Source organism: Desmospora activa DSM 45169, assembly GCF_003046315.1.
Taxonomy (GTDB): Bacteria; Bacillota; Bacilli; order Thermoactinomycetales; family DSM-45169; genus Desmospora; species Desmospora activa.
Genome location: NZ_PZZP01000001.1, coordinates 608,396 through 628,323, shown reverse-complemented (window position 1 = coordinate 628,323; position 19,928 = coordinate 608,396). Strand labels below are relative to the sequence as shown.

The window sequence follows — 19,928 nt, the reverse complement described above, 5'->3', positions numbered from 1 at the left end:
TTGATCGCTGAGAAAGAAAAACAATTTTTATACGGTACTCAGGGGAAAATGATGGATAACTCCCTTATAATTGTGGTTGAAGCTCTTTCCTTTCCACTTGGGGCTTCTCCTGCGTTTCGCTTAGTCGCCAGACCGCACCCTGCTCCCGTATCACAATACGGTCGGATTCCGGACCGGCGGCTTGCATCAACCGTTGGATTGGCTCTTCAATCGGTTCTTGCGACAATACAAATGTGTTCCAATGAATTGGTGCCACTTCACGGGCTCCCGCTTCTTGAGCCATCTGCCACGCTTGTTCCGGCGTACAGTGGGAACCTTGAAAGGAATCGGGGGAATACGCCCCGATGGGCACCAGAATTAAATCCACCGGTCCCCATTTCCGCAACTGGTGGAAAGAGGTGTAGGCAGTATCTCCGGAAAAGGCGATACGATGATTCTCCTTTTCAATCATATACCCGCTGAATCCGTAATCAACATTCCACGGATAACGATTTCCCCAATGTCGAACGGGAAAAGGAGTGATCATCACTCCACTGTCAAGCTTTATTGGTTCCCCTTCGCCGGCCTCCATCACCGCTCTAAACGGCATTGACCGCAATAACCGCCCTGTTCCTACAGGAGTGATCACTTGGGTTTTCTCTCCGGCCAACGCCCGCAAAGAAGGAAGGTCCATATGATCCATGTGGGCATGAGAGAGCAAGATTAGATCAATCTCTCCAATTTCCTTTATATCCAATGCCGGTGGTGTATAACGTTTAGGCCCGAGTGTCCATCTCCTAAAAATTTGAATGCCGACTCGCTCACTAAATACCGGGTCGGTCAGGATCCGGACTCCTTTGACGTTGAGGTAGACAGTGGAGTGTCCCAGCCACGTCACCGTAATCGCATCGTCTTGAAACCCTTCCACTTGTGGTCGCTGCCCTACTTCACGCCATACTGGGCGAGGCAGCTTGCGGCGATAAGATCCGATGATCCAACTGATGCAAGCAACTACGACTGCCACGATTAACCACAGCATTCTCTTTTCCTCCTGATTAACACCAGATAAAAAAATAAGTGGATTCCATTCTCTCCTTCATTAAAGCAATATCTACTTGTTCCCGCAATGACGCTTAAAAAAATAACAAATGAACTTTATATTGTTAATCACAGATTAACGTCCTCAAAATGATAATCTTATTATGGAAAGCTGGAAATGGAGGGGGTTTGTATGACTCAACCCGCGATTCAATCATTTGATCAACGGTTCGCCCGCTACAGCCGTAAATATTTGCTGCAGCGACATTTTCATTTTATCGGACAAATGGGAACGGTTTATAGCCATAGCGGGCGTTCCACGTTATATATCATGAATCACAGCTCATGGTGGGATGGCCTTGTGGCTTATTTTGCCATTCAGCAGGAAGACAGTGGTGTCCATTATCTAATGATCAACCATGAGCAGATGAGTAACTTGCTTCCACCCCAAGAGAAGGATTCATCACAAACCTTATCCACTACCCTACAATCCGCCATCCAACTCCTTCATCAAGGTGAGCGGGTATGGCTGTTTCCCCAAGGAGAAATCCAGCACCTGGATCAACGTCCGTTATCCTTTCAAACCGATGTGGGGCATCTCTTGCAAAAGTGCCCCCATACACAAGTAAAACCGGTCACGGTTCAGTATCTGATGGGAACGAAGATGAAACCGGAAGCCACCCTTTGGTTTGGAGAACCTTTTTCCTTGGACTGGTCCACGTTATCCCTGGAAGAGATCACACGTTATCTGCAAGTTCGCCTGGAAAAACAATTGGATGATCACAAAGCTCGTCTTCTCTCACATCCGGTAGGATCCTGTTCCGATTTTGTCCCTTTGTTGAAAAACGAAGGGTCCAGAAAAAAGTGGTTCCGTTTCCCTTTCTAGACTTACCCTTTATTGGTATAATGGGAAATTGCATGGTGATCCTCCTCTCCATGTGGGTTTTTGACAAACTGCCTTCCCTCCTCAATCACACTTCTTTGGGCGGTATTGTCAAAAGTGCATGCGAAAAAGCTGGAAAGAAAGGATGCCCTTATGCCGGATCACAATAAAACAACGAACCAACGAAAATCGGAGCACATCGACATCGTCCTAAACCGTGACGTGGAGGGGCGAAACATCACCACAGGGTTGGAGGAATACCACTTTCGTCATCAAGCCCTACCGGAACTTGATTTTGCCGCTATCAATCTGTCCACTTTTTTTCTGGGATACGCGTTAAAAACGCCGTTTCTCATCAGTTCCATGACAGGTGGCACCAAAGAAGCCCACAACATTAACCGCAATCTGGCACAAGCGGCCCAAGACCGTGGCTGGGTGTTGGGATTGGGATCGGTTCGCACCGCTTTGGAATACCCGGAATTGGCCCACACATTCGATGTACGTAGCGATGCACCCGACATCCCCATCCTGGCCAACTTAGGTGCTGTTCAACTCAATTATGGTTTTGGGACGGAAGAGTGTCGACGCATCGTGGAAATTACCGGAGCTGACGCCCTCATCCTACATTTGAACAGTATGCAGGAGGTATTTCAACCGGAGGGAAATACCCGCTTTGACCAGCTGCTAGCTAAAATTGAACAAGTGTGCGCTGAACTGGAAGTGCCGGTTGGGATCAAAGAAGTCGGTTTTGGTATCGATGGTGAGACCGCTCGCCGACTGTGGAACGTCGGGGCCTCTTTTGTCGATGTGGCCGGTGCTGGCGGGACTTCCTGGATTCAGGTGGAAAAATATCGCTCCCCGGATCCGCTTGTGCACCACGCTGCTGAAGCTTTCCGGGATTGGGGGCTTCCTACCGCCATGTGTATCCGGGAAGTGCGTACCGCCTCCCCCGACACTTCCCTCATCGCCAGTGGAGGGCTTCACAACGGTGTCGAAGGTGCCAAATGCCTCGCCTTGGGAGCCGATCTGGTCGGTTATGGCCGCTCTCTGCTTCATGCTGCCACCCAACCCACGCCGGAAGCCATCAGCCAACAACTGGAACGAATCGAATGGGAGTGCAGAACAGCGATGTTTGGTATTGGCGTTGCAGATATAGAGTCCCTAAGGGGAACCGACCGGTTAATCCATATAAAAGAATGATGGTTTAGGAAGATAAGTAAAATGCCCGCATTCCACCGATCGGTGAGTGCGGGCATGATTGCTATCATTTCGCGATTCATCAGTGAAAACTTCTACTCCCAACCCCTTCGTGACCAACTCCACCAACCGGCACCATAAGTAAACAAGCCGGGCAAAACCACCCACATCAAAATCTCCATCCACGCTCCTTCACCCAAAATCCGTAGTGTTTCCCCGGCAGGCAATACCGTAATTCACCCCGTCACCCCCCCACCGCTCCCGACATCTCTTGTTCCCGCTTGGCTTTAGCCGCTAAGATACGCGAGATTAGGATCAATTGCAGCAATCCCGTGATTAACAACAACAGCGCAAGCCCCCCAAACAGCGCTTGCCCTCCGTACTGCACCAACACCATACTGCCCAACACAGGCGCTGTCATTTTACCCAGGCTGAGACTGATATCAAATAAGGAGAAATAACGGGCACGAACATGGGGCTCCGCCATCAGCGATACGATTTGCTTTAAGCGCGGGAATAATAGCATATCGGTCAAAGCCCAGCATAGTTCCGCCAACAGTAATACCCAAAATACAGGAGCAAAACCATAGATCAGCCCATACCCGACCACGAGCATGTAACTGAAGAAAACAACATGGGTGGAGCGCCACCGCTTACTCCACAAGGTGACCGGCATTTGAAGGACGGTAGTCAAAATTCCAGGTACGGTACGCAAGATTGCATACACCAGCAGATAATCGACAAAGTGGTTCTGCAAATAGAGCGGCTGAGTGGAGTTCATCTGCATTTCGACGATATACACGGGGACGGTTAATAAAATTAGCAGATACAAAGGCAAATGAGAACCGATACCCAACAATACTTTCGATTTAGTGGCTGACGTCGATTCAGTATCCTTTTGCGGCAGTGTCTCCGGAATCTTAAGATAAACCATTACGACTGTAAACAGCGCAACCGCTGCCTCCGCTCCAAAAATAAGGGCAGGGTTAAACTGATAAGCGGCGATTCCCAACAGCGGCCCCAGCATCGCACCGATATTGATGGCAACATTGTCGAGGGAATACGCTTCCGTTCGTTGCTCTTCCGGAACAACATCGGCAATCTGTGCACTTGTCGCAGGAAGAAACAGGTTAAAACTTAAACCATTCAGCGTCAGTAATACATAAAAGTGCCACACCTCGGTGGCGGCGATCATGCCGATCAACACCCCAAACTGCATCAGAGGGGCAGCGAGAAGGACGGGCCGCCGACCGAAACGATCCGATACATTACCAGCCCACAGTTTAAAAAAGAGCGCAACGAAGGAAGGAAAGCTAATCGCACCCGCCGCAGCTACTGGAGAGGTTCCCAATTGTTCCGTCATATAGATTACCAGATAGGGATACAGCATAAATCCGGTAATACAGCGGCTCATTGTTAACCAAAAGTGAACCCAAACAATGGGATGATATCGCTTTTTCACTTTTGCAAGCGTATCCTGAATCCGTTTCGTTATCCTCACCGAAGTTCTTGCCTCTCCTTCGTTTTTATTTTCTATTAAACCAATCGCCGTCCACAGTCATACGATCGACTCTCACCCAAAGGCTGAAATCAAGACCAAAAGACGGGATTTCGTCGATTTTTGGCGGAACACGTGTGGGATAGGTTGCCGTATTTCTGTGTTTTTCAAGTGTTGTAATCTAAAAAATTATACTATATTCTAACTTTTCTCTCAAGAAAAAAACCTCAGGTCTCCACCTGAGGTTTGTACCGAATCCTCATTTTTCGATTGTGGCCCATTTAAGAGAAAGCTCAGGACCGATGGGATGGCGAAACAGATTTTTGACATGTGGTTTTTGAATAAATGCTTGAGATTCATAGTAGAGCGGGGCCACACCGGCTTCTTCCGTTACCACTTTTTCCGCCTCGATTAAATCCGTTTCCCGCCACGCAGAATCAGGATTTCCTTTGGCCTTCTGTAAGGTTAAGTCAAACTGCTGATTGCTCCAACGGCCAAAATTGACGGGATTATCCGTGGTGCCGATCTCAAGAAAAGACATGGGATCATCGTATAGACCGATCCAGCGCACAATCGACATCTGAAATTGACCCGCCGCATCTCTATCCATTTTTTGTGCCACCGGTTGGGGACTGATCTGTACCTTCGCCCCTAGATGTTGCTTCCACTCCTGTTGTAGAAAGAGGGCCAGGTTACGCCGGTCATCATCTGTGACACTGATCACGATATCCGGTAATTTTTTAATCTTTTCCTCTTTTAATCCTTTTTTCAATAACTTCTTGGCTTCATCAGGGGCAAATTTTATTTTATCCTCCGCTTGATCCCGAAAAGACTCCCCTTTATGATCATGGATGACCGGAGGTACCATACCGACGGCGGGACGAGAACCGTTTTTTAATACCTCTTGTACCATTCGTTCTCGATCAATCGCCAGATGAAACGCTTTACGGATGTTTTTATTATCAAAGGGAGCTTCCTCGCTGTTAAACATAATCATCAGCAACGCTCCCCGTTGATGGGTTACCAATTCCGGGCTGCTCTTAAAGGCTGCAAAGGTAACAGCATTGAGAGGGACCACGTCCACATCATCAGAGGTGTACATTCCCAGTGCTTCTGTTGCATCTTTTACCACCTGAATCTGAACTTCCCCCAACTGAACCACCTGCTCATCCCAATAATGATCGTTTTTTTTCAAGGTAAGGGATTGTTCGTGCTGCCATTCTGTAAGGGTAAAGGGGCCGTTATACACCATCTGATCCGCTTCTGAACCAAACTTCCCTTTGGATTGTTCAACCTGATCCTGTCGCACAGGTAAAAAGGGGCTTGTTGCGATCATTTGCAAAAAGTGAGGCGTCTCCTCCACCAGGGTTACTTTCAATGTCCTTTCATCTAGCGCTGTCACCCCTACTTCCTCCGCTTCCACTTGTCCCTGCATATAAGCGGTGGCGTTTTCGAGTGAAAAGAGGTTAAAGGCAACAGGAGAGCCGGTCTCTGGATGTAAGATCCGTTTCCATGCGTATTCAAAATCTTGCGCCCGCACCGGCTGGCCGTCACTCCACTGGGCATCTTCCCGGATACGAAAAGTGTAGACCCGCCCATTGTCGCTGACCTCAGGCATTTTTTCCGCAATTGCCGGCTCCGGTTCATTGTCTTTATTCAGCCGCATCAACCCTTCCATCACATTATTCAGCAGGTTATAAGAGTTCCCATCCAAGGCAAAAGCACTGTCCAATGTAGGCGGATCCGCATCTACCGTAAGTTGAAGTACACCGCTGTTACCGCCGACATTAGAACTGCAACCGGATAAACTCCCGATCCCCGCCAACAACAATACCATTGCCCATAAGCCGATCTGTTTCATCTCCATCACACCCTCCTTACCCATCCAGCCGAAAAGATTATATCTGCCGCACATTAAGCGGAAAATCTCTGACCACACCCTGCGGGTCGTCGATAGTCTCTATGAAATTTCTGTTATCTTTTGCGATGAAATTGAACGATCGATCTCCCAAATACAATGTAGCATTGAAAAAATCAGCCGTCTATGCAAACAGCTGATTTTTCCAGTCTTTTGTCAGTTTTTGTAGGGAGACTCACCCAATATCTCATCCACCGTTACAAAGCGATACCCTGCTCGGTGCAGATCCCGGATAATACCAGGAAGCGCCCGTACCGTCGCCTCCCGATCACCACCGGCAGAATGAAGTAGCACAATGCTGTCCGGCTTCACTCCACCGGTTACGGAGAAACGAATCTCTTGCGCCGTCTTCTCCCGTTTCCAATCCATGGGGTCTACATCCCACATCACAATTTCCCAGCCGCCATTTTTCACGATCTCCTCTTTTCCACGAATTGCGCCGTAGGGGGGACGCATCAGCAACATCTCCTTGCCGATCGCTTGTTCCACGGCGCGATTGGTGGCGGTTAGTTCCTTTTTGATCTTTTTTTCATTCATTTGAGTCAGGATGGGATGGCTCCACGAGTGATTGGCCACCACATGTCCCTCCTCATCCATTCGCTTGACGATACCTGGATAACCCCGAACCATATGGCCCACAACAAAAAAAGTGGCCGGTACACCTTCTCTCCTCAAAATATCTAAAATCTCCACCGTATATCGGCCATCCGGGCCATCGTCAAACGTTAGCGCCACCCGTTTATACAGCGGCGATACCGATTCGGCATCGACTGCTTCCCGCGAAACTTTTTCCCACTGCTGGGATGCGATCTGAGCCGACAACGGCAGATCTTCATCATCCACCACCGGCGCTTCATCACTGCTTTCTCCATTTTCTTGCCCTTGCACCAACGCATTGAAGGTTAACGGAAAAATCGCCAAACATCCCAACACCAAAATCAAAAACCATCCCCATGTCCAACCCGAAGGAAAAGCTCCGTTCATTCCATCCTCCCCATGATGTCTCTAGTTGTAAAAAACGGATCCGCTATCGTTCCGTTATTATGTATCCAATCCGGTATGGAACGTTCGACAGATTCCGTCAAATTTCATTATAAAGGATGGAATGGCGGGGAAAACATGATTTTTTCTTTAAGATTGACCCGTTTACACGTCTACTTTCAATCCATGTGCCCGCGCAAATAGGATTGCCTGAAACATATCGATCCGTACGTCCGCTAGATTCAAATGGACGAGATCCGTCCCTTCCAACTCCGCTCCACGCAGGTCCGCCCCCTTTAGTTGAGCGCCGTTTAGCAAAGCATGCGTCAAGTTGGCGTTTCGCAAATCGGCATCGCGCAGATCGCATTGATACAGGTCGGCATCTTGAAAGGACACCTCCTGTAGATCGCACCCTTTAAACGAGTGATGGCGCAGCAGGGTATAAGACCAATCGCCACCGGAAAGGGCGATTCCCGTCAGGTTGGCCTCTTCAAAGGTGGAACCGGTCATTTTACAATCCACCCATCGTGTCACATACAAATTGGCAAAGGAAAAACGACAGTTGAGAAAGGCCGACCCCCTGTGCTGAGAACCGTTTAACTTGGCATAGCGGAAATCACAACGATCAAAGACGCATCTTTGGGTAACCGTTTCACGCCAATCCGCCCCCTGAAAACGGCAACCGATAAAACGACAGCCAACAAACTCCCGATTGGCCCAATCCGTTTCCTCGAAGCTTTCCTCTACCCACTCACGTTCGATTTCTGGTGTCACCCTCTCACTCCTTTATTGATCATTGTTAACCTTTATAGCATGGGGATCATCGGGATATTTTTTTTCAAAATCCTGAGCACGATCATAAAAGAATTGGCGCACCTCATTACCAAACGCCTCATTAATATAAAAAAGTTGCTCTCCGGTCAGCCGCCAGCGATTTCGAGCAATTTCCAGCCAAGACTAATTTTTAGGCCAGGTCCAGCTCCATTGATACTCTTTTCGTGTCTTCTGCAGAGAGCACCCTGCCATCCCGTCGAATCGCCACTTGCCGAGGCGCTTCCGAACGTAAAAACAGATACACCCAATCGCCTTGGTATCGAAACCGTTGCGGTAAAGACGTGCTTCAACCCGTTCTAGGAAATTGATTGCGTATGGTTCGCTCCACCTCATACGGCAACACACTTCGCCCCAGAAAATTCCACTCTTCCATCGGGCCACCCCTTTGCGACTTGTCTGATTCATATTTTCACAAACAGCAAGAGGGGAGCACGAGAGACCCCTCATTTTTCTTGCTTTCTGTCAACTCCTTCTATCGATTGGATATCTACAGCGATGTATGATAGGGTTTTTAGTATACATGTTAGGAAAAATGACGTATTAAAAGAGGTGTTGAGAAAATTTGAAGTGGTTAGAACTGATTGTATCCACTGGTAACGATATTTTATGGACCTATGTATTGATTGCGTCCCTGTTGGGGTTGGGCCTATACTTTACCATTCGCTCCGGCTTCGTCCAGTTTCGGATGCTAAAAGAAATGATTCGCATGCTGGGGGAAGGAGTAAAATCAACTCCTGGCCGCAAAGGGATCTCATCCTTTCAAGCCTTTTGCATTAGCACCGCATCGCGAGTAGGAACTGGCAATCTTGCCGGTGTTGCTCTCGCTATTGCCACCGGTGGTCCCGGCGCCGTTTTCTGGATGTGGTTAATCGCCTTGATCGGAGCCGCCTCCGCATTTGTGGAAAGCACCTTAGCCCAAATTTATAAGGTGCGCGACGGTAGCACCTTTCGCGGCGGTCCGTCCTATTACATGGAAAAGGCCTTGGGAGCGCGCTGGATGGGCTTGCTCTTTTCCGTCTTGCTGATCTTGTGTTTTGGATTTATCTTTAACTCCGTTCAGGCCAACACGATCACCCTCGCTTTTCAAAATGCCTTTGGAATCGATCGTCTCTGGATCGGACTCATCATCGCGGCATTGATGGCGATTATCATCTTTGGTGGAGTGAAGCGGATTGCACAGGTAGCCCAAGCGATCGTACCCGCCATGGCCATTGTTTATATCCTGGTCGCGCTGTACATCATCGCCACTCACTTTCAAATGATTCCTGCGGTATTCCTCTTAATCTTTAAAAGTGCATTCGGTTTAGAAGCCGCTGTTGGCGGTGGGCTGGGTGCCGCCCTGATGGAAGGGATTCGGCGTGGTCTATTCTCCAATGAAGCAGGAATGGGAAGCGCCCCCAACGCTGCCGCCACCGCCAATGTCAGTCATCCGGTCAAACAGGGCCTGATTCAGGCTTTGGGTGTTTTTACGGACACCTTACTGATTTGCAGCGCTACAGCTTTTATCGTTCTGTTCGCAGGCGATTGGGATTCCGGCTTAAAGGGGATTGAGTTAACCCAAGCTTCTCTTGCCAACGCCATCGGCTCGTGGGCACCCGGTTTTGTAGCGATCATGATTTTTCTGTTTGCATTCAGCTCGTTGTTGGGCAACTACTACTACGGAGAGACCAACATCGAATTTATGCGGGCAAACCCCCTTTGGCTCCGCCTCTACCAAGTTATCTTTTTCGCCTTTCTGTTGTTTGGAGCAACGCAAGATCTAGAGATTGTATGGGAAATGGGCGATCTATTTATGGCCTTGATGACCTTGCCCAACCTGATCGCCATCGCCCTTTTGGGCAAAATTGCATTCGCTGCTCTCCAGGACTATACCCGTCAACGCAAAGAAGGAAAAGACCCAGTCTTCACCAAAAACAGCATCTCCGGTTTAAAAAACGTGGAATGCTGGGAGGAAGAGACAGAAATAAAATCGCAAACACAATAACGACGCAAAAAAGCCTACAGTTGTTCAAATGATGAACGGCTGTAGGCTTTTCAGACTCTCGATGAAAATGACCAAGCTAAGAGACCGTGTACCTTCCGTTCTTCTCATCACAGTGTACCGCCTTGTGCTTCTCTCCAAGAGAGCGGTAATCTCAGAAGTTGGGTACAAGGGAGGATGCACAGCATCCCATTATATTTCCTTGTTCGTTCGCCACTCCCGTGCCAAAATCCCCATCTGAATGACATCGTGGTACACATGATTGTAAAATAACGCCTCCCGCTTGATTCCCTCCCGTTGAAAACCTAATTTTTCATACACTTGGATTGCACGCGCATTGAAGGTATATACCTCCAGATGAATTCGATGGAGATTGAGAATGCCAAAGCCATGATCCAGCATCAATCCCAGCGCCTCTGTACCGTATCCACGCCCGTAAATTTGCTCATCGACAAGTTCAACGCGGATGTTGGCACTCCGATGGTACCAGTCGATATCGTTAAGTTCGACATCCCCCAGCAGAGTATCATCCTCCTGGGAGACAATCACCAAAAACCGACGATCCGGATCCCGCACAACCTTTTCCAACCACTCCGTCACAAACTGCCGCGAAAAAACCCGGTTTTGTCCGGTAAGGCGACGCCCTTCCCTGTTGTGCAGACTTCGATAAACCGTTTCCGCATCTTGCTGTTCAGGCGGTCGCAGGTAGACTCGCTTCCCTTCCAGCAACTTAATCGGATTCCCACTCATGTACATTACTCCTCATCTTTTCCACTACTGCTTCACGACATCCTTCGATTCGACTTGCTCCAGCCATCTAGTAAATTCTGATTCGCCCGACCAGGTTATCGATAGATATTTCTTGGCTCGCGTCATGGCGATATAGAGAAGAGAAACTTCCCGCTCGATGTTCTCTTCCTTCGGGAACGGAAGCCGATCTGTATTGACGACAAAAACGGCTTTATAATCCAATCCTTTGCTGCTGTCGATCGTACTAACCGTCACTTGATTTTCTCGCGGTGAAAAAGCGCGTTTGGATTGAGCGTTTTCCGTCATCCAATAAAACGGAATCCCCTCCCGGGCCAATCCTCGCCGGATCGTATTCATCGTATCCAGTCCCGCATAGCTCTTTACCCGGTACAAGAGCAACATCTCTGACCATGCCACATTCCGTTGTCGATGCAACACTTTCATCTGTTTTGCCACATAAGCCATCTCTTCTTCCATATTGGCAAATCGTTGCAGAAAAGGTTGCGGCCCGCTTCGTAAGGAGCTTTGCGGTTCAATCACTTCCATCTCTTCATCTGACGTCGCATTTTCCATGGAAGCGTGTTGACGGTAAAAATCCCAAGCCAAACGGACGATGGGAGCCGTATTGCGGTAGTTGATCGTCAGCACACGGGAACGGCCGCGGAAATCAAGGCCGATATCCTTACGCAAACTGCGCCGGCGAGAGTAAATCGTTTGCGCCCGATCTTCCACGATTAAAAGTGACTGGGTATCCGGGTTGAGCAGTCGGGTTACCAATCCCAGCCACTCCGGTGTAAAATCCTGTCCTTCATCGATTAAGATCGCATCATATAGAGGAAAGGAGCGTTTACCCGCCTCCCACTCCTGCAATGTGGTTGGAATCTCTTCCTCTGATTTTATCTTTAAATCACGATTTAACCAATCATGAAAATGGCGCACTGTAATGTTATGTTTTTGTTGAACGGTTTGGATCTCCTCCCCCTCCGCCACAAAATCGAACAAACTCTCCGATTGGTTTAACTTTTGTTCCACCATATCAGCAATAAAGCGGGAAAGAGAGATGTTATAACAGAGCACGAGAATGTTCCAATCCGGGTTTTCCTTGGCTAAGAGTGCCGCCCGGCTTGCCAGAATCAACGTTTTTCCACTGCCGGCCACTCCCCGGATCAGACGGTGTTTATCCCCGATCTGCTTGGCCAAATTCTCCTGATGCAAATCCATCGTTTGTAGATCATCGAGAGAAAGGAGTACATATTCCTGATATTGTACCTTTTTACTTTTACCGCTGATTCGTACTTCCGGAAACAAGTGAAACCGAATCCGCTGAATGTCTAAGGGCGTAAGGGGTTCCTCCAAGGTGAAGGATACCGTAAACATTCGTGCAAGTTTCTGTTTCAACAAAATCTCCGAAAACGTCTCCCTTTCGGGATCGATCTCCTCCCGCGTCAGCGCCAGCTTAGGATCAATCACGGTCAACAATTCTCGTCTAGCCAAATCAGCCTTGGTCAACCGAGTAAAGACAACGCCATACCCATAGGGAAACTTTAGCTTAAACCGATGTTTCCCTTCCGTCCGTACCAAATCGCGATCCTTTTTCAACTTGTCAGCCATGCGAAACGCATAGTCGCGAGCTTGCTTCAAAGGGGAGACAACGGCCGTCTCTTCCCCGGAACCGTTGCGAATCGTCCATTGATCCGGATTGATCGCCACTAACGTGTTCGGGGTGTAATCCTTCACTTCCAATACAAGCAATCCCAGATCGGGACCGATTATGACAAAATCCGGCCGCCACCCTTGGATATCCGGCTCATAATAAACCACATACTCTTCCGGCAGATATCGTTTTAACGTACGAAACAACAGCGCCTCTCCGGCGGTTGCCTTGCGAGGAATCGTTTCTGGGATTGTGACAGCCATGCTGTAGTATTCCTCCTTAATCCGTAGGATGATAAAATTATTCCAACCAGCAAATAATACTTCTACACCAAACATGAAAAATCCTTATTCGGTAAAAAAAGAGCCCCATGCGTTGGTCAGTCGCACGTGGCTCTCTTTCGCTAACATTATCGACGGAGGCGAATCCAAGCAGGGACGTATTCCTCTTTTTCCTGTTTTTGCTCCTGCACTTCCTGCTGTTCCTCCAGAAACCGCTGCACATCGGCTTCTAAGCGCTTCCGCTGCAATTCGCTGATCCCTTCCCCGTTTGAGTATCGCCCTTCCTCCAACATTCGGTCGATGGAATCGGTCAGATTAAATCCTCTGCGCACATAAGTCGCTACTCGCTCAATCGCTTCATTCCGATCTATCCATCGAAATTGACTCAATTTGCATTCCCCCACTGGTTAAAAATAATCAGTTCAATATTCAATTATAAAGGTTTATGCAAAAATCCTCCCCCGGAAAAAGACCGAATTACATGATTCAACCGACCTAAGATTTTCGGACTCAATCTAGGTCCATTCGACTGTAAACAAATGTTTAGTCCTATATTTTAATAGACGGTGGGGAAAGATTTTTATTTCAGCATCTGTTTACACGAAGTAAGATCCGATCCGTTTTTTTGGATAAATTATCATTAAAAGCGAAACCAAAGAAAGCGCTCACAACGGCCCCTAAGCCTTTTCTCACAAAGATATAAAAACACACGCAATGTATTATTCCATTTATCGTTATTTTAGTATAAAATAATGATAAATCTTCGAGATTGGTAGAAAGGTGGATGCAGATGCTAACGATGGAGATTCACGAACTGGGTGAAGTGATTCGCAAAGCTCGTAAGGAACGGGGCCTACGCCTGGAAGACTTGGCGGATGACAACATCTCCCCTGCCACCATCAGCAACATTGAACGCGGCGTTCCCCATGTCAGCCAAGATAAAGCGATGTACCTCTTAAAAAAGCTTGACCTCAGTTTAGAGAAAATTCCGGAGTTAATGATTCAGGAACGAACCAACCTGGAGGAGTTAAAGCGGAAGTTTCGAGCGGTGGAGTCCCTGCTGATGTCAGATCAAATCAATGAAGCATTAAAGTTGCTAAACACCATTGAACTGGAGGAAAAACACATACTGTCCTCATTGCACCATTATTTACTGGGGCGGTGTTTCATTGAAAAAGAAAAATGGAATCGGGCCGAACGTAGTTTCCATCGCGCGATTCAATTGGCTGCTGCATCCGGAAATCAATCGTCCAATATTGAAGCTGTTTCTTTTCACGCTTTAGGTTATGTATGTTATCGCGTAAACAACATTGACAAAGCATTACAATATACGGATAGCGCTATCTCTGCATATGCTGAAAACGGGGAACGCTCCTATATCATTTGGTCAACACTGCGAAATAAAGCCATCTACTTGGAGCGATTGGGCCGATTGACCGAGAGTATGAATATTGTACAGGAAGTTTGGGATTCCCTGTCCAAAATTGATGATGTTGAAGTTAGATTAACATTTTATTGGTTGCGCTCTGATATTTCACGACGTATGGGAATGTTGGACGAAGCGATTAAGTATGCGTATGAAGGAGAAGAGCTAGCCACTCTTAATAAAGTTTATTACTCTTCCTTCGTTTTGTGGATGGTAATTGGAAACTCTCATTTGAAAAGAAATGAACTGGATCAAGCAGAATTTTGTTTCAACCATTCTTTAAGTCTCATAAGTAAACTGGATAACGTCAACAAAAACTCCTTGACGAACCTTTATTCACGACTAAGTGTTTTGTATATGAAAAAAGATAATGTCGAAAAGTCTTTCTATTATATTGATCAAGCGATTCAAAATGCCAAAAAACATAACGACGCTCCTCGGCTTATAAAAGCATTGATTATTAAAGGAACCCTCTTGAAATCTACCGGAGAAAGAGAAGACGCTATTAAGGAGTTTGAAGTGGCATTAGACCTTTCCAGAAAATACAACTACAAAAAGAATGAACATCTCGCTTTGTATCATCTAGCAAATTGCTGGGATGGAGTGAATGAGAAGGAGTTTTTAAAATACTCGCGAAGTATGTATCTGGTCCAACAAAATCTCCGTTTGAACGAGGAGGAAATTTTAGATGAAACAGCAATCTAAATTGGTTGCTTTTGCAGCCGTAATTGCCTTGCTTTTCTCCGGTCTATGGGTCATATCTACTTCGGATGTACAAGCAGCCAATGGCTACTACCCTGTAGGTGAAAACCCAGGACCAGGGGGAGAAAACCCTAGACCAGGAGAAGAAAACCCTCGTCCCTTCTAAGGATTCTAAAACCACTTCAAACCCGAGCCCGCTTCAAGCGACAGCTCGGGTTCTTTTTTACTTCATCCCCTAACTACCGATAATAGTACGGTATCGGAAGTTAATATTTACTTCAGGGATGGCTTAGAATCAACTCCATCTCACCCTTCATTCGAAATGATTCCACGGCATGGGGGATGAGAAAATGATCCCCCTTTTTTACTGGGGCTACTACTCCATCGTCGGCATCATAATACCCTTCCCCTTTGATGACACTAGCAAGCAAATAATCGGCATCAATACGATAAGTGAACATTCCATTTATAGCGGAATGGTAGACGGTAAAATAGGAAGTCGTTACAAGACGCCGCAATTTTCCTGCGGAATGTTGCTCAATCGTTTTTTCCTCCTGGTCGGGGGAGTGATGCGGGATCAGCGAGACAGTCAATGCTTGATCGAGATGGAGCTCTCTTTTTTCACCGTTTTTATCGATCCGATCAAAATCATACATGCGATAAGTCGTATCTGAACTCTGTTGGATCTCAAGGATGACCGCCCCTTTTCCAATCGCATGAATCGTTCCACTGGGAACGTAAAAAAAATCACCTTGTCTTATCGGGACTTTTCGAAGTAATCGATCCCATTGACTTTTTTTGACACATTCTACAAACGCCTCTTTCGTCTGCGCAGTATGGCCTAAAATTAACTCTGCTCCTTCTTCCGCTTCAATCACATACCAACACTCCGACTTTCCATAAGCCTCATCTTTTTCTAACTGCTGTGCTTGTTCATCATCGGGATGTACTTGGACTGATAGATCCTCCTGCGCATCCAAGATTTTTACCAGCAGCGGGAATTCTTGCTCCTTCGGATGGCCAAATAAATGCCTCTCATTTCGCCATAAGTCTATCAGTGTGCGCCCCTTAAATGGGCCAGTGCGTATATTACTGACACCATTGACATGGGCTGAGATCGCCCAACATTCCCCTGTGTGTTCAAAAGGAAGTCGATATCCAAAAGCTTCTAATTTACAACCTCCCCAGATCCGCTCCTTAAAAATGGGTTCAAAAAATAAAGGCGCTTTTTCCATCCTTCTCTCCCCCTATCGATTCGACATTGGAGATTCCCATCGAGAGAGGTTGCACGGAATCACCATCCCTTTTTCAACGCTTCATGATGTTTATATTTGAAGGATTGATACACATCTTCCGCGAGAAGGAGACTTCCGGTAATCCCCGCATCATCTCCGAGCGAAGGAGGGCTAATATACGAATCAAGATCAAATGAATCAATATCGACGTATCCAGCCATTCGTTGGCTCACCTCTTTCCGTATCAGCGGAAATAAGTGCGCTTGCTTCATCACTCCTCCACCGATGATAATTCGTTTTGGCATCAGGATGAGGATGTACTGGGCAATCGCCTCTGCCAAATAATGCGCTTCCATTTTCCAAACCTCTTGTCGGGAAGAAAGGGAGGCTGCCGGCGCTTGAAAACGCGCCTCAATCGCAGTTCCAGAAGCAAGCCCTTCCAAGCAATCGCTGTGATAGGGGCAGTTTCCCTGAAATGTATCCGATCCATGTCGTTTTACAGAAATATGCCCCATCTCAGGATGAGAAAAGCCTGCCAATAGTTTGCCGTTGATGATCGCTCCTGCACCGATTCCCGTTCCTACGGTGATATAGAGACAGCTATCGACTCCTTGTGCGGCTCCTTTCCTCGTCTCACCAATCACAGCCGCATTTACATCGGTGGTAAGTGCAATTGGAACCTGTAACCCTTTTTTCAACGTTTCAAATATAGGATATCTCACCCACGGAATTTTGGGTGTATGTAGGATTTTTCCATAATCGTGATGAGTTTCTCTCAGCTCAATCGGTCCAAAACAGCCAACACCAAGAGCGGCGATCGCGTGTGCTTTAAAAAATTGCAGGATCTGAGGCACTGTCTCTTCCGGTGTCGTTGTCGCAAAAGAGCTGCGTTCGACTATTCGCCCATTGCCGTCTCCAATGGCACAAACCATTTTTGTACCACCGGCTTCCAATCCGCCTACTCGTTGTTTATTCATTCGGTGCATTTTCCTTCCCATCTGAATTTTCTTGTAATTACTCCTTGAAATATCGTACTTAAGGACAAAGACACTGTCAATCGTATGCGACAAAAATGGTTCTATTTGGTTCCCTCGATCTTGGAGAGATCTTTAACTTCTGCGCCAATCCCCCTCTTTTTGCATGTATAATATTCAAAAGGATATAAAAAGGGGGGATTCAAACTGCACGATATGTCGTTGTATGAGTTGTTGGGAGATGAAGCAATTTCAGCAGTAGTCAACGAGTTTTACGATCGGATGATCCAGGACCCCAGAGTCAACCACCATTTTATAAACACGGATACTGATAAACTTCGTATGCACCAGATGTATTTTTTGGTAACGTATGCGATGGGGGGGCCACAAGTTTACAACGGTCGTAAATTAAGCCTGGCGCACAAAGGGCTGAATATTACCGACCAAGAATATGAGATCACGATTCGCCATCTGACCGGAGCCTTAAGAAAATTTGATGTCCCACTGGAGATCCGCGCAAAGATGGAAGCATTTATGCGGGGAGTTAAGCCCCATGTTGTCTATAAATAAAATTTACTTATATTCGCAAATTCCCGATGATCAATCAAGTTTTCAGCAAAACAGCCACTCCATCTATGAGTGGCTGTTTTGCTGAAAAACCCTTTCAACCCTGTCCCGTCACCTTCCGCACCAACTCTTTCACTGCAAACCGACTCAGTTTTGTTTCACCTGCTTCGATTGCGCGTAAGGTCCCATGGGCGAGGGTAAGCGGGATCTTGCAAAAGTCGAGCACCGGTTTTGATTGAATACGGTTGGTATATTCATCCGCCATCGCTAGATTACGACGGGCATAGGCAAACATATCCTCCGCCTCCCAGCCATTAGGGTAATAATCCACCTTGCCACGAGCAAGATCCTCGTCCCGGTTGCGGATGATATTGACCGCCTGCAATCCCCGGCCGTAACCGACGGCCAGCTCTTCATCCGCATCGGTGCCGTCATACCACTTCCATAAATCGTTCAATAACAGCCCGACCAACCCGGCCACATAAAACGTGTAATCGTCCAAATCCTCCTCCGTCTGAACGTTCCACCCTTTTAACGCCCAACCGGCCATCCCTTCCGCCATTGTTGCCGTTCTGCTGTATACAGCCACTTGGACGGATTCCGGCGCGAGTCTACTCCACTCGCCCATCCGCAGTGTTACTTCCGGCAACAGGGATTGGTATGGCTTCATCGGTGCAAGTAACGCATCCTCCTGAAATGGTTGTTGCAAAACTTCACTGATCGAACGCAACAGACTCGCTTTCGCTTCAGCCGGAAGTTCTGGATGATCTTCGATCTCATCAATCGCCCGCATGCAGAGATAGGCAGACGCCACGGCTTCTTTTAAACCGGACGGCAAGCGGCTGATGGGAATAAAGAAGGTCCGGCTGGTAGCACGGAGGATGTCCATTGCATCCTGATTCCGCTTCGTTGATTTACTCATCCTGGGCTTAGCCTCCAATTGATCTTTTTTCCATTTTACCCTACACCGAGGGTGATGCCAAAATTCAAGGCAATCGAAACTTCTTTCCCTCTTAATCAAGAGATTTTCGTAAACCAATATACCACATCAATCAACCCATAAAAAACAGCAGCCCCTATCAGGACCGCTGTTTTTTATCATTAAGCAAAAATGAAGATCAATACACTGACAGCCAGACAGTAGACCGAAAAAATCACCAAGTTGCCTTGTTTCATCACGTGCATAAACCATTTCAAGGCAAAATAAGAAGCGACCAAAGCGGCGATAAATGCAACCAAGTAGGGGAGAAACATATCCGGATCACTCATGATCTGCATAATCGCTTCGCCTTCTAGAATCATCCCGCCTAGGCTTACCGGGATGTAGAGTAAAAACGAATAACGAAGGGCCGTTTCCCGTTGTAGCCCGATCAGCATCGCAACCACAATCGTTGCACCGGATCGGCTAATTCCGGGAATCAAGGCGCAAGCTTGTCCTAAACCGATCAACAATGCATCTTTGACACTTAGTTCCCCATCATTTTTCCGACCACGAAGGTTGCGGATCACCCATAAGGCGATTGCGGTCACAAAGAGGGAGATACCGATCATTTTTACACCGGTCAACTCTTCCTCGATGACGTCATTAAAGAGTAATCCCAGTACTGCCGCCGGAACTGAACCCAAGATGATAAACAGAATAAAACGGAAATCCGCTTTTTGTTCAGGGTTGCGGTCTTTTAGATACGAGATGCTGTTCGCCCCGAGACGGGCCAAGTCTTTGCGGTAAATGATCAACACAGATAGAAGGGAAGCAAAGTTGACCAACACTGCAAATCCTAAACTGCTATTCCCTTCAATCCCCAGTCCAAAAAAGTGATAAAAAATTAAGAGATGACCACTGGAAGAGACCGGAATCGGTTCCGTCACACCTTGTATTAGACCCAGCACCAGAAATTTCAATATTTCCAACCATTGTTCCAATGATCTTGTCATCCTTCCTCTGTTGTTTCGCATTCTTTACTGCATCATTATTTTCACCATATTGGATGCCGGGAGAAAGGACAATAGGTATTCCGATCTAAAAACGG

18 protein-coding genes are annotated in these 19,928 nt (G+C 47.2%); 6 read left to right on the top strand and 12 right to left on the bottom strand.

Features of this window, described 5'->3' with window-relative positions; all coding sequences use genetic code 11:
* Positions 1 to 64: 64 nt before the first annotated feature.
* Positions 65 to 1,018, bottom strand: a complete 954-nt coding sequence (locus C8J48_RS03055; RefSeq protein ID WP_107724899.1) for an MBL fold metallo-hydrolase — start codon at positions 1,016 to 1,018, stop codon at positions 65 to 67.
* 192 nt (positions 1,019 to 1,210) lie between these two features.
* Between C8J48_RS03055 and C8J48_RS03050 the strand changes: the two genes are divergently transcribed.
* Both C8J48_RS03050 and fni read left to right on the top strand, forming a co-directional pair.
* Positions 1,211 to 1,903, top strand: a complete 693-nt coding sequence (locus C8J48_RS03050) for a lysophospholipid acyltransferase family protein (protein ID WP_170105100.1) — start codon at positions 1,211 to 1,213, stop codon at positions 1,901 to 1,903.
* 150 nt (positions 1,904 to 2,053) lie between these two features.
* A complete protein-coding gene (gene fni / locus C8J48_RS03045; protein WP_107724897.1) occupies positions 2,054 to 3,100 on the top strand; it encodes a type 2 isopentenyl-diphosphate Delta-isomerase in 1,047 nt (348 codons plus the stop codon).
* A 241-nt stretch (positions 3,101 to 3,341) separates the two neighbouring features.
* Here the strand turns inward: fni and C8J48_RS03040 are convergent, their stop codons facing one another.
* The 4 genes from C8J48_RS03040 to C8J48_RS03025 all read right to left on the bottom strand — a co-directional run bounded on the left by C8J48_RS03040 (position 3,342) and on the right by C8J48_RS03025 (position 8,268).
* Positions 3,342 to 4,598, bottom strand: a complete 1,257-nt coding sequence (locus tag C8J48_RS03040; RefSeq protein ID WP_107724896.1) for an MFS transporter — start codon at positions 4,596 to 4,598, stop codon at positions 3,342 to 3,344.
* Positions 4,599 to 4,854: 256 nt separating this feature from the next.
* Complete coding sequence (locus C8J48_RS03035) at positions 4,855 to 6,462, bottom strand: peptide ABC transporter substrate-binding protein (protein ID WP_170105098.1); 1,608 nt, start codon at positions 6,460 to 6,462, stop codon at positions 4,855 to 4,857.
* A gap of 207 nt (positions 6,463 to 6,669) precedes the next feature.
* Entirely contained in the window at positions 6,670 to 7,497 is an 828-nt protein-coding gene (locus C8J48_RS03030) for a polysaccharide deacetylase family protein (protein WP_107724894.1), read from the bottom strand.
* Positions 7,498 to 7,659: 162 nt separating this feature from the next.
* Positions 7,660 to 8,268 carry a pentapeptide repeat-containing protein gene (locus C8J48_RS03025; protein ID WP_107724893.1) on the bottom strand — a complete coding sequence of 203 codons (609 nt, stop codon included), beginning with the start codon at positions 8,266 to 8,268 and terminating at the stop codon, positions 7,660 to 7,662.
* A 622-nt stretch (positions 8,269 to 8,890) separates the two neighbouring features.
* On the opposite strand from C8J48_RS03025, the gene C8J48_RS03015 reads away from it, so the two are divergent.
* Positions 8,891 to 10,312: an alanine/glycine:cation symporter family protein gene (locus tag C8J48_RS03015; RefSeq protein WP_107724891.1), complete on the top strand. Its 1,422-nt coding sequence runs from the start codon at positions 8,891 to 8,893 to the stop codon at positions 10,310 to 10,312.
* A 189-nt stretch (positions 10,313 to 10,501) separates the two neighbouring features.
* On the opposite strand, the gene C8J48_RS03010 is transcribed toward C8J48_RS03015, so the two are convergent.
* The 3 genes from C8J48_RS03010 to C8J48_RS03000 form a co-directional block, all read right to left on the bottom strand.
* Positions 10,502 to 11,059, bottom strand: a complete 558-nt coding sequence (locus C8J48_RS03010; protein WP_245891051.1) for a GNAT family N-acetyltransferase — start codon at positions 11,057 to 11,059, stop codon at positions 10,502 to 10,504.
* Between the two features lie 24 nt (positions 11,060 to 11,083).
* Positions 11,084 to 12,976: a 3'-5' exonuclease gene (locus C8J48_RS03005; RefSeq protein ID WP_107724889.1), complete on the bottom strand. Its 1,893-nt coding sequence runs from the start codon at positions 12,974 to 12,976 to the stop codon at positions 11,084 to 11,086.
* A 146-nt stretch (positions 12,977 to 13,122) separates the two neighbouring features.
* Positions 13,123 to 13,383, bottom strand: coding sequence for a hypothetical protein (locus C8J48_RS03000; protein ID WP_107724888.1), 261 nt, complete (start codon positions 13,381 to 13,383; stop codon positions 13,123 to 13,125).
* 434 nt (positions 13,384 to 13,817) lie between these two features.
* Between C8J48_RS03000 and C8J48_RS02995 the strand changes: the two genes are divergently transcribed.
* Positions 13,818 to 15,125, top strand: coding sequence for a helix-turn-helix domain-containing protein (locus tag C8J48_RS02995; RefSeq protein ID WP_170105096.1), 1,308 nt, complete (start codon positions 13,818 to 13,820; stop codon positions 15,123 to 15,125).
* Positions 15,109 to 15,288 (top strand): hypothetical protein, encoded by a 180-nt coding sequence (locus tag C8J48_RS02990; RefSeq protein WP_107724886.1) that lies wholly within the window; start codon positions 15,109 to 15,111, stop codon positions 15,286 to 15,288. Before C8J48_RS02995 ends, C8J48_RS02990 begins: the two co-directional genes overlap by 17 nt.
* A gap of 112 nt (positions 15,289 to 15,400) precedes the next feature.
* Here C8J48_RS02990 and manA read toward each other — a convergent pair whose 3' ends face one another.
* A complete protein-coding gene (gene manA, locus C8J48_RS02985; protein ID WP_107724885.1) occupies positions 15,401 to 16,357 on the bottom strand; it encodes a mannose-6-phosphate isomerase, class I in 957 nt (318 codons plus the stop codon).
* Positions 16,358 to 16,416: 59 nt separating this feature from the next.
* Positions 16,417 to 17,334: an ROK family protein gene (locus tag C8J48_RS02980; protein ID WP_107724884.1), complete on the bottom strand. Its 918-nt coding sequence runs from the start codon at positions 17,332 to 17,334 to the stop codon at positions 16,417 to 16,419.
* A gap of 213 nt (positions 17,335 to 17,547) precedes the next feature.
* On the opposite strand from C8J48_RS02980, the gene C8J48_RS02975 reads away from it, so the two are divergent.
* On the top strand, positions 17,548 to 17,901 hold the full coding sequence (locus C8J48_RS02975) for a group I truncated hemoglobin (RefSeq protein ID WP_107724883.1): 354 nt from the start codon (positions 17,548 to 17,550) through the stop codon (positions 17,899 to 17,901).
* 94 nt (positions 17,902 to 17,995) lie between these two features.
* On the opposite strand, the gene C8J48_RS02970 is transcribed toward C8J48_RS02975, so the two are convergent.
* Complete coding sequence (locus C8J48_RS02970) at positions 17,996 to 18,820, bottom strand: squalene/phytoene synthase family protein (protein WP_107724882.1); 825 nt, start codon at positions 18,818 to 18,820, stop codon at positions 17,996 to 17,998.
* A gap of 179 nt (positions 18,821 to 18,999) precedes the next feature.
* Complete coding sequence (locus C8J48_RS02965; protein ID WP_107724881.1) at positions 19,000 to 19,821, bottom strand: undecaprenyl-diphosphate phosphatase; 822 nt, start codon at positions 19,819 to 19,821, stop codon at positions 19,000 to 19,002.
* Positions 19,822 to 19,928 lie beyond the last annotated feature (107 nt).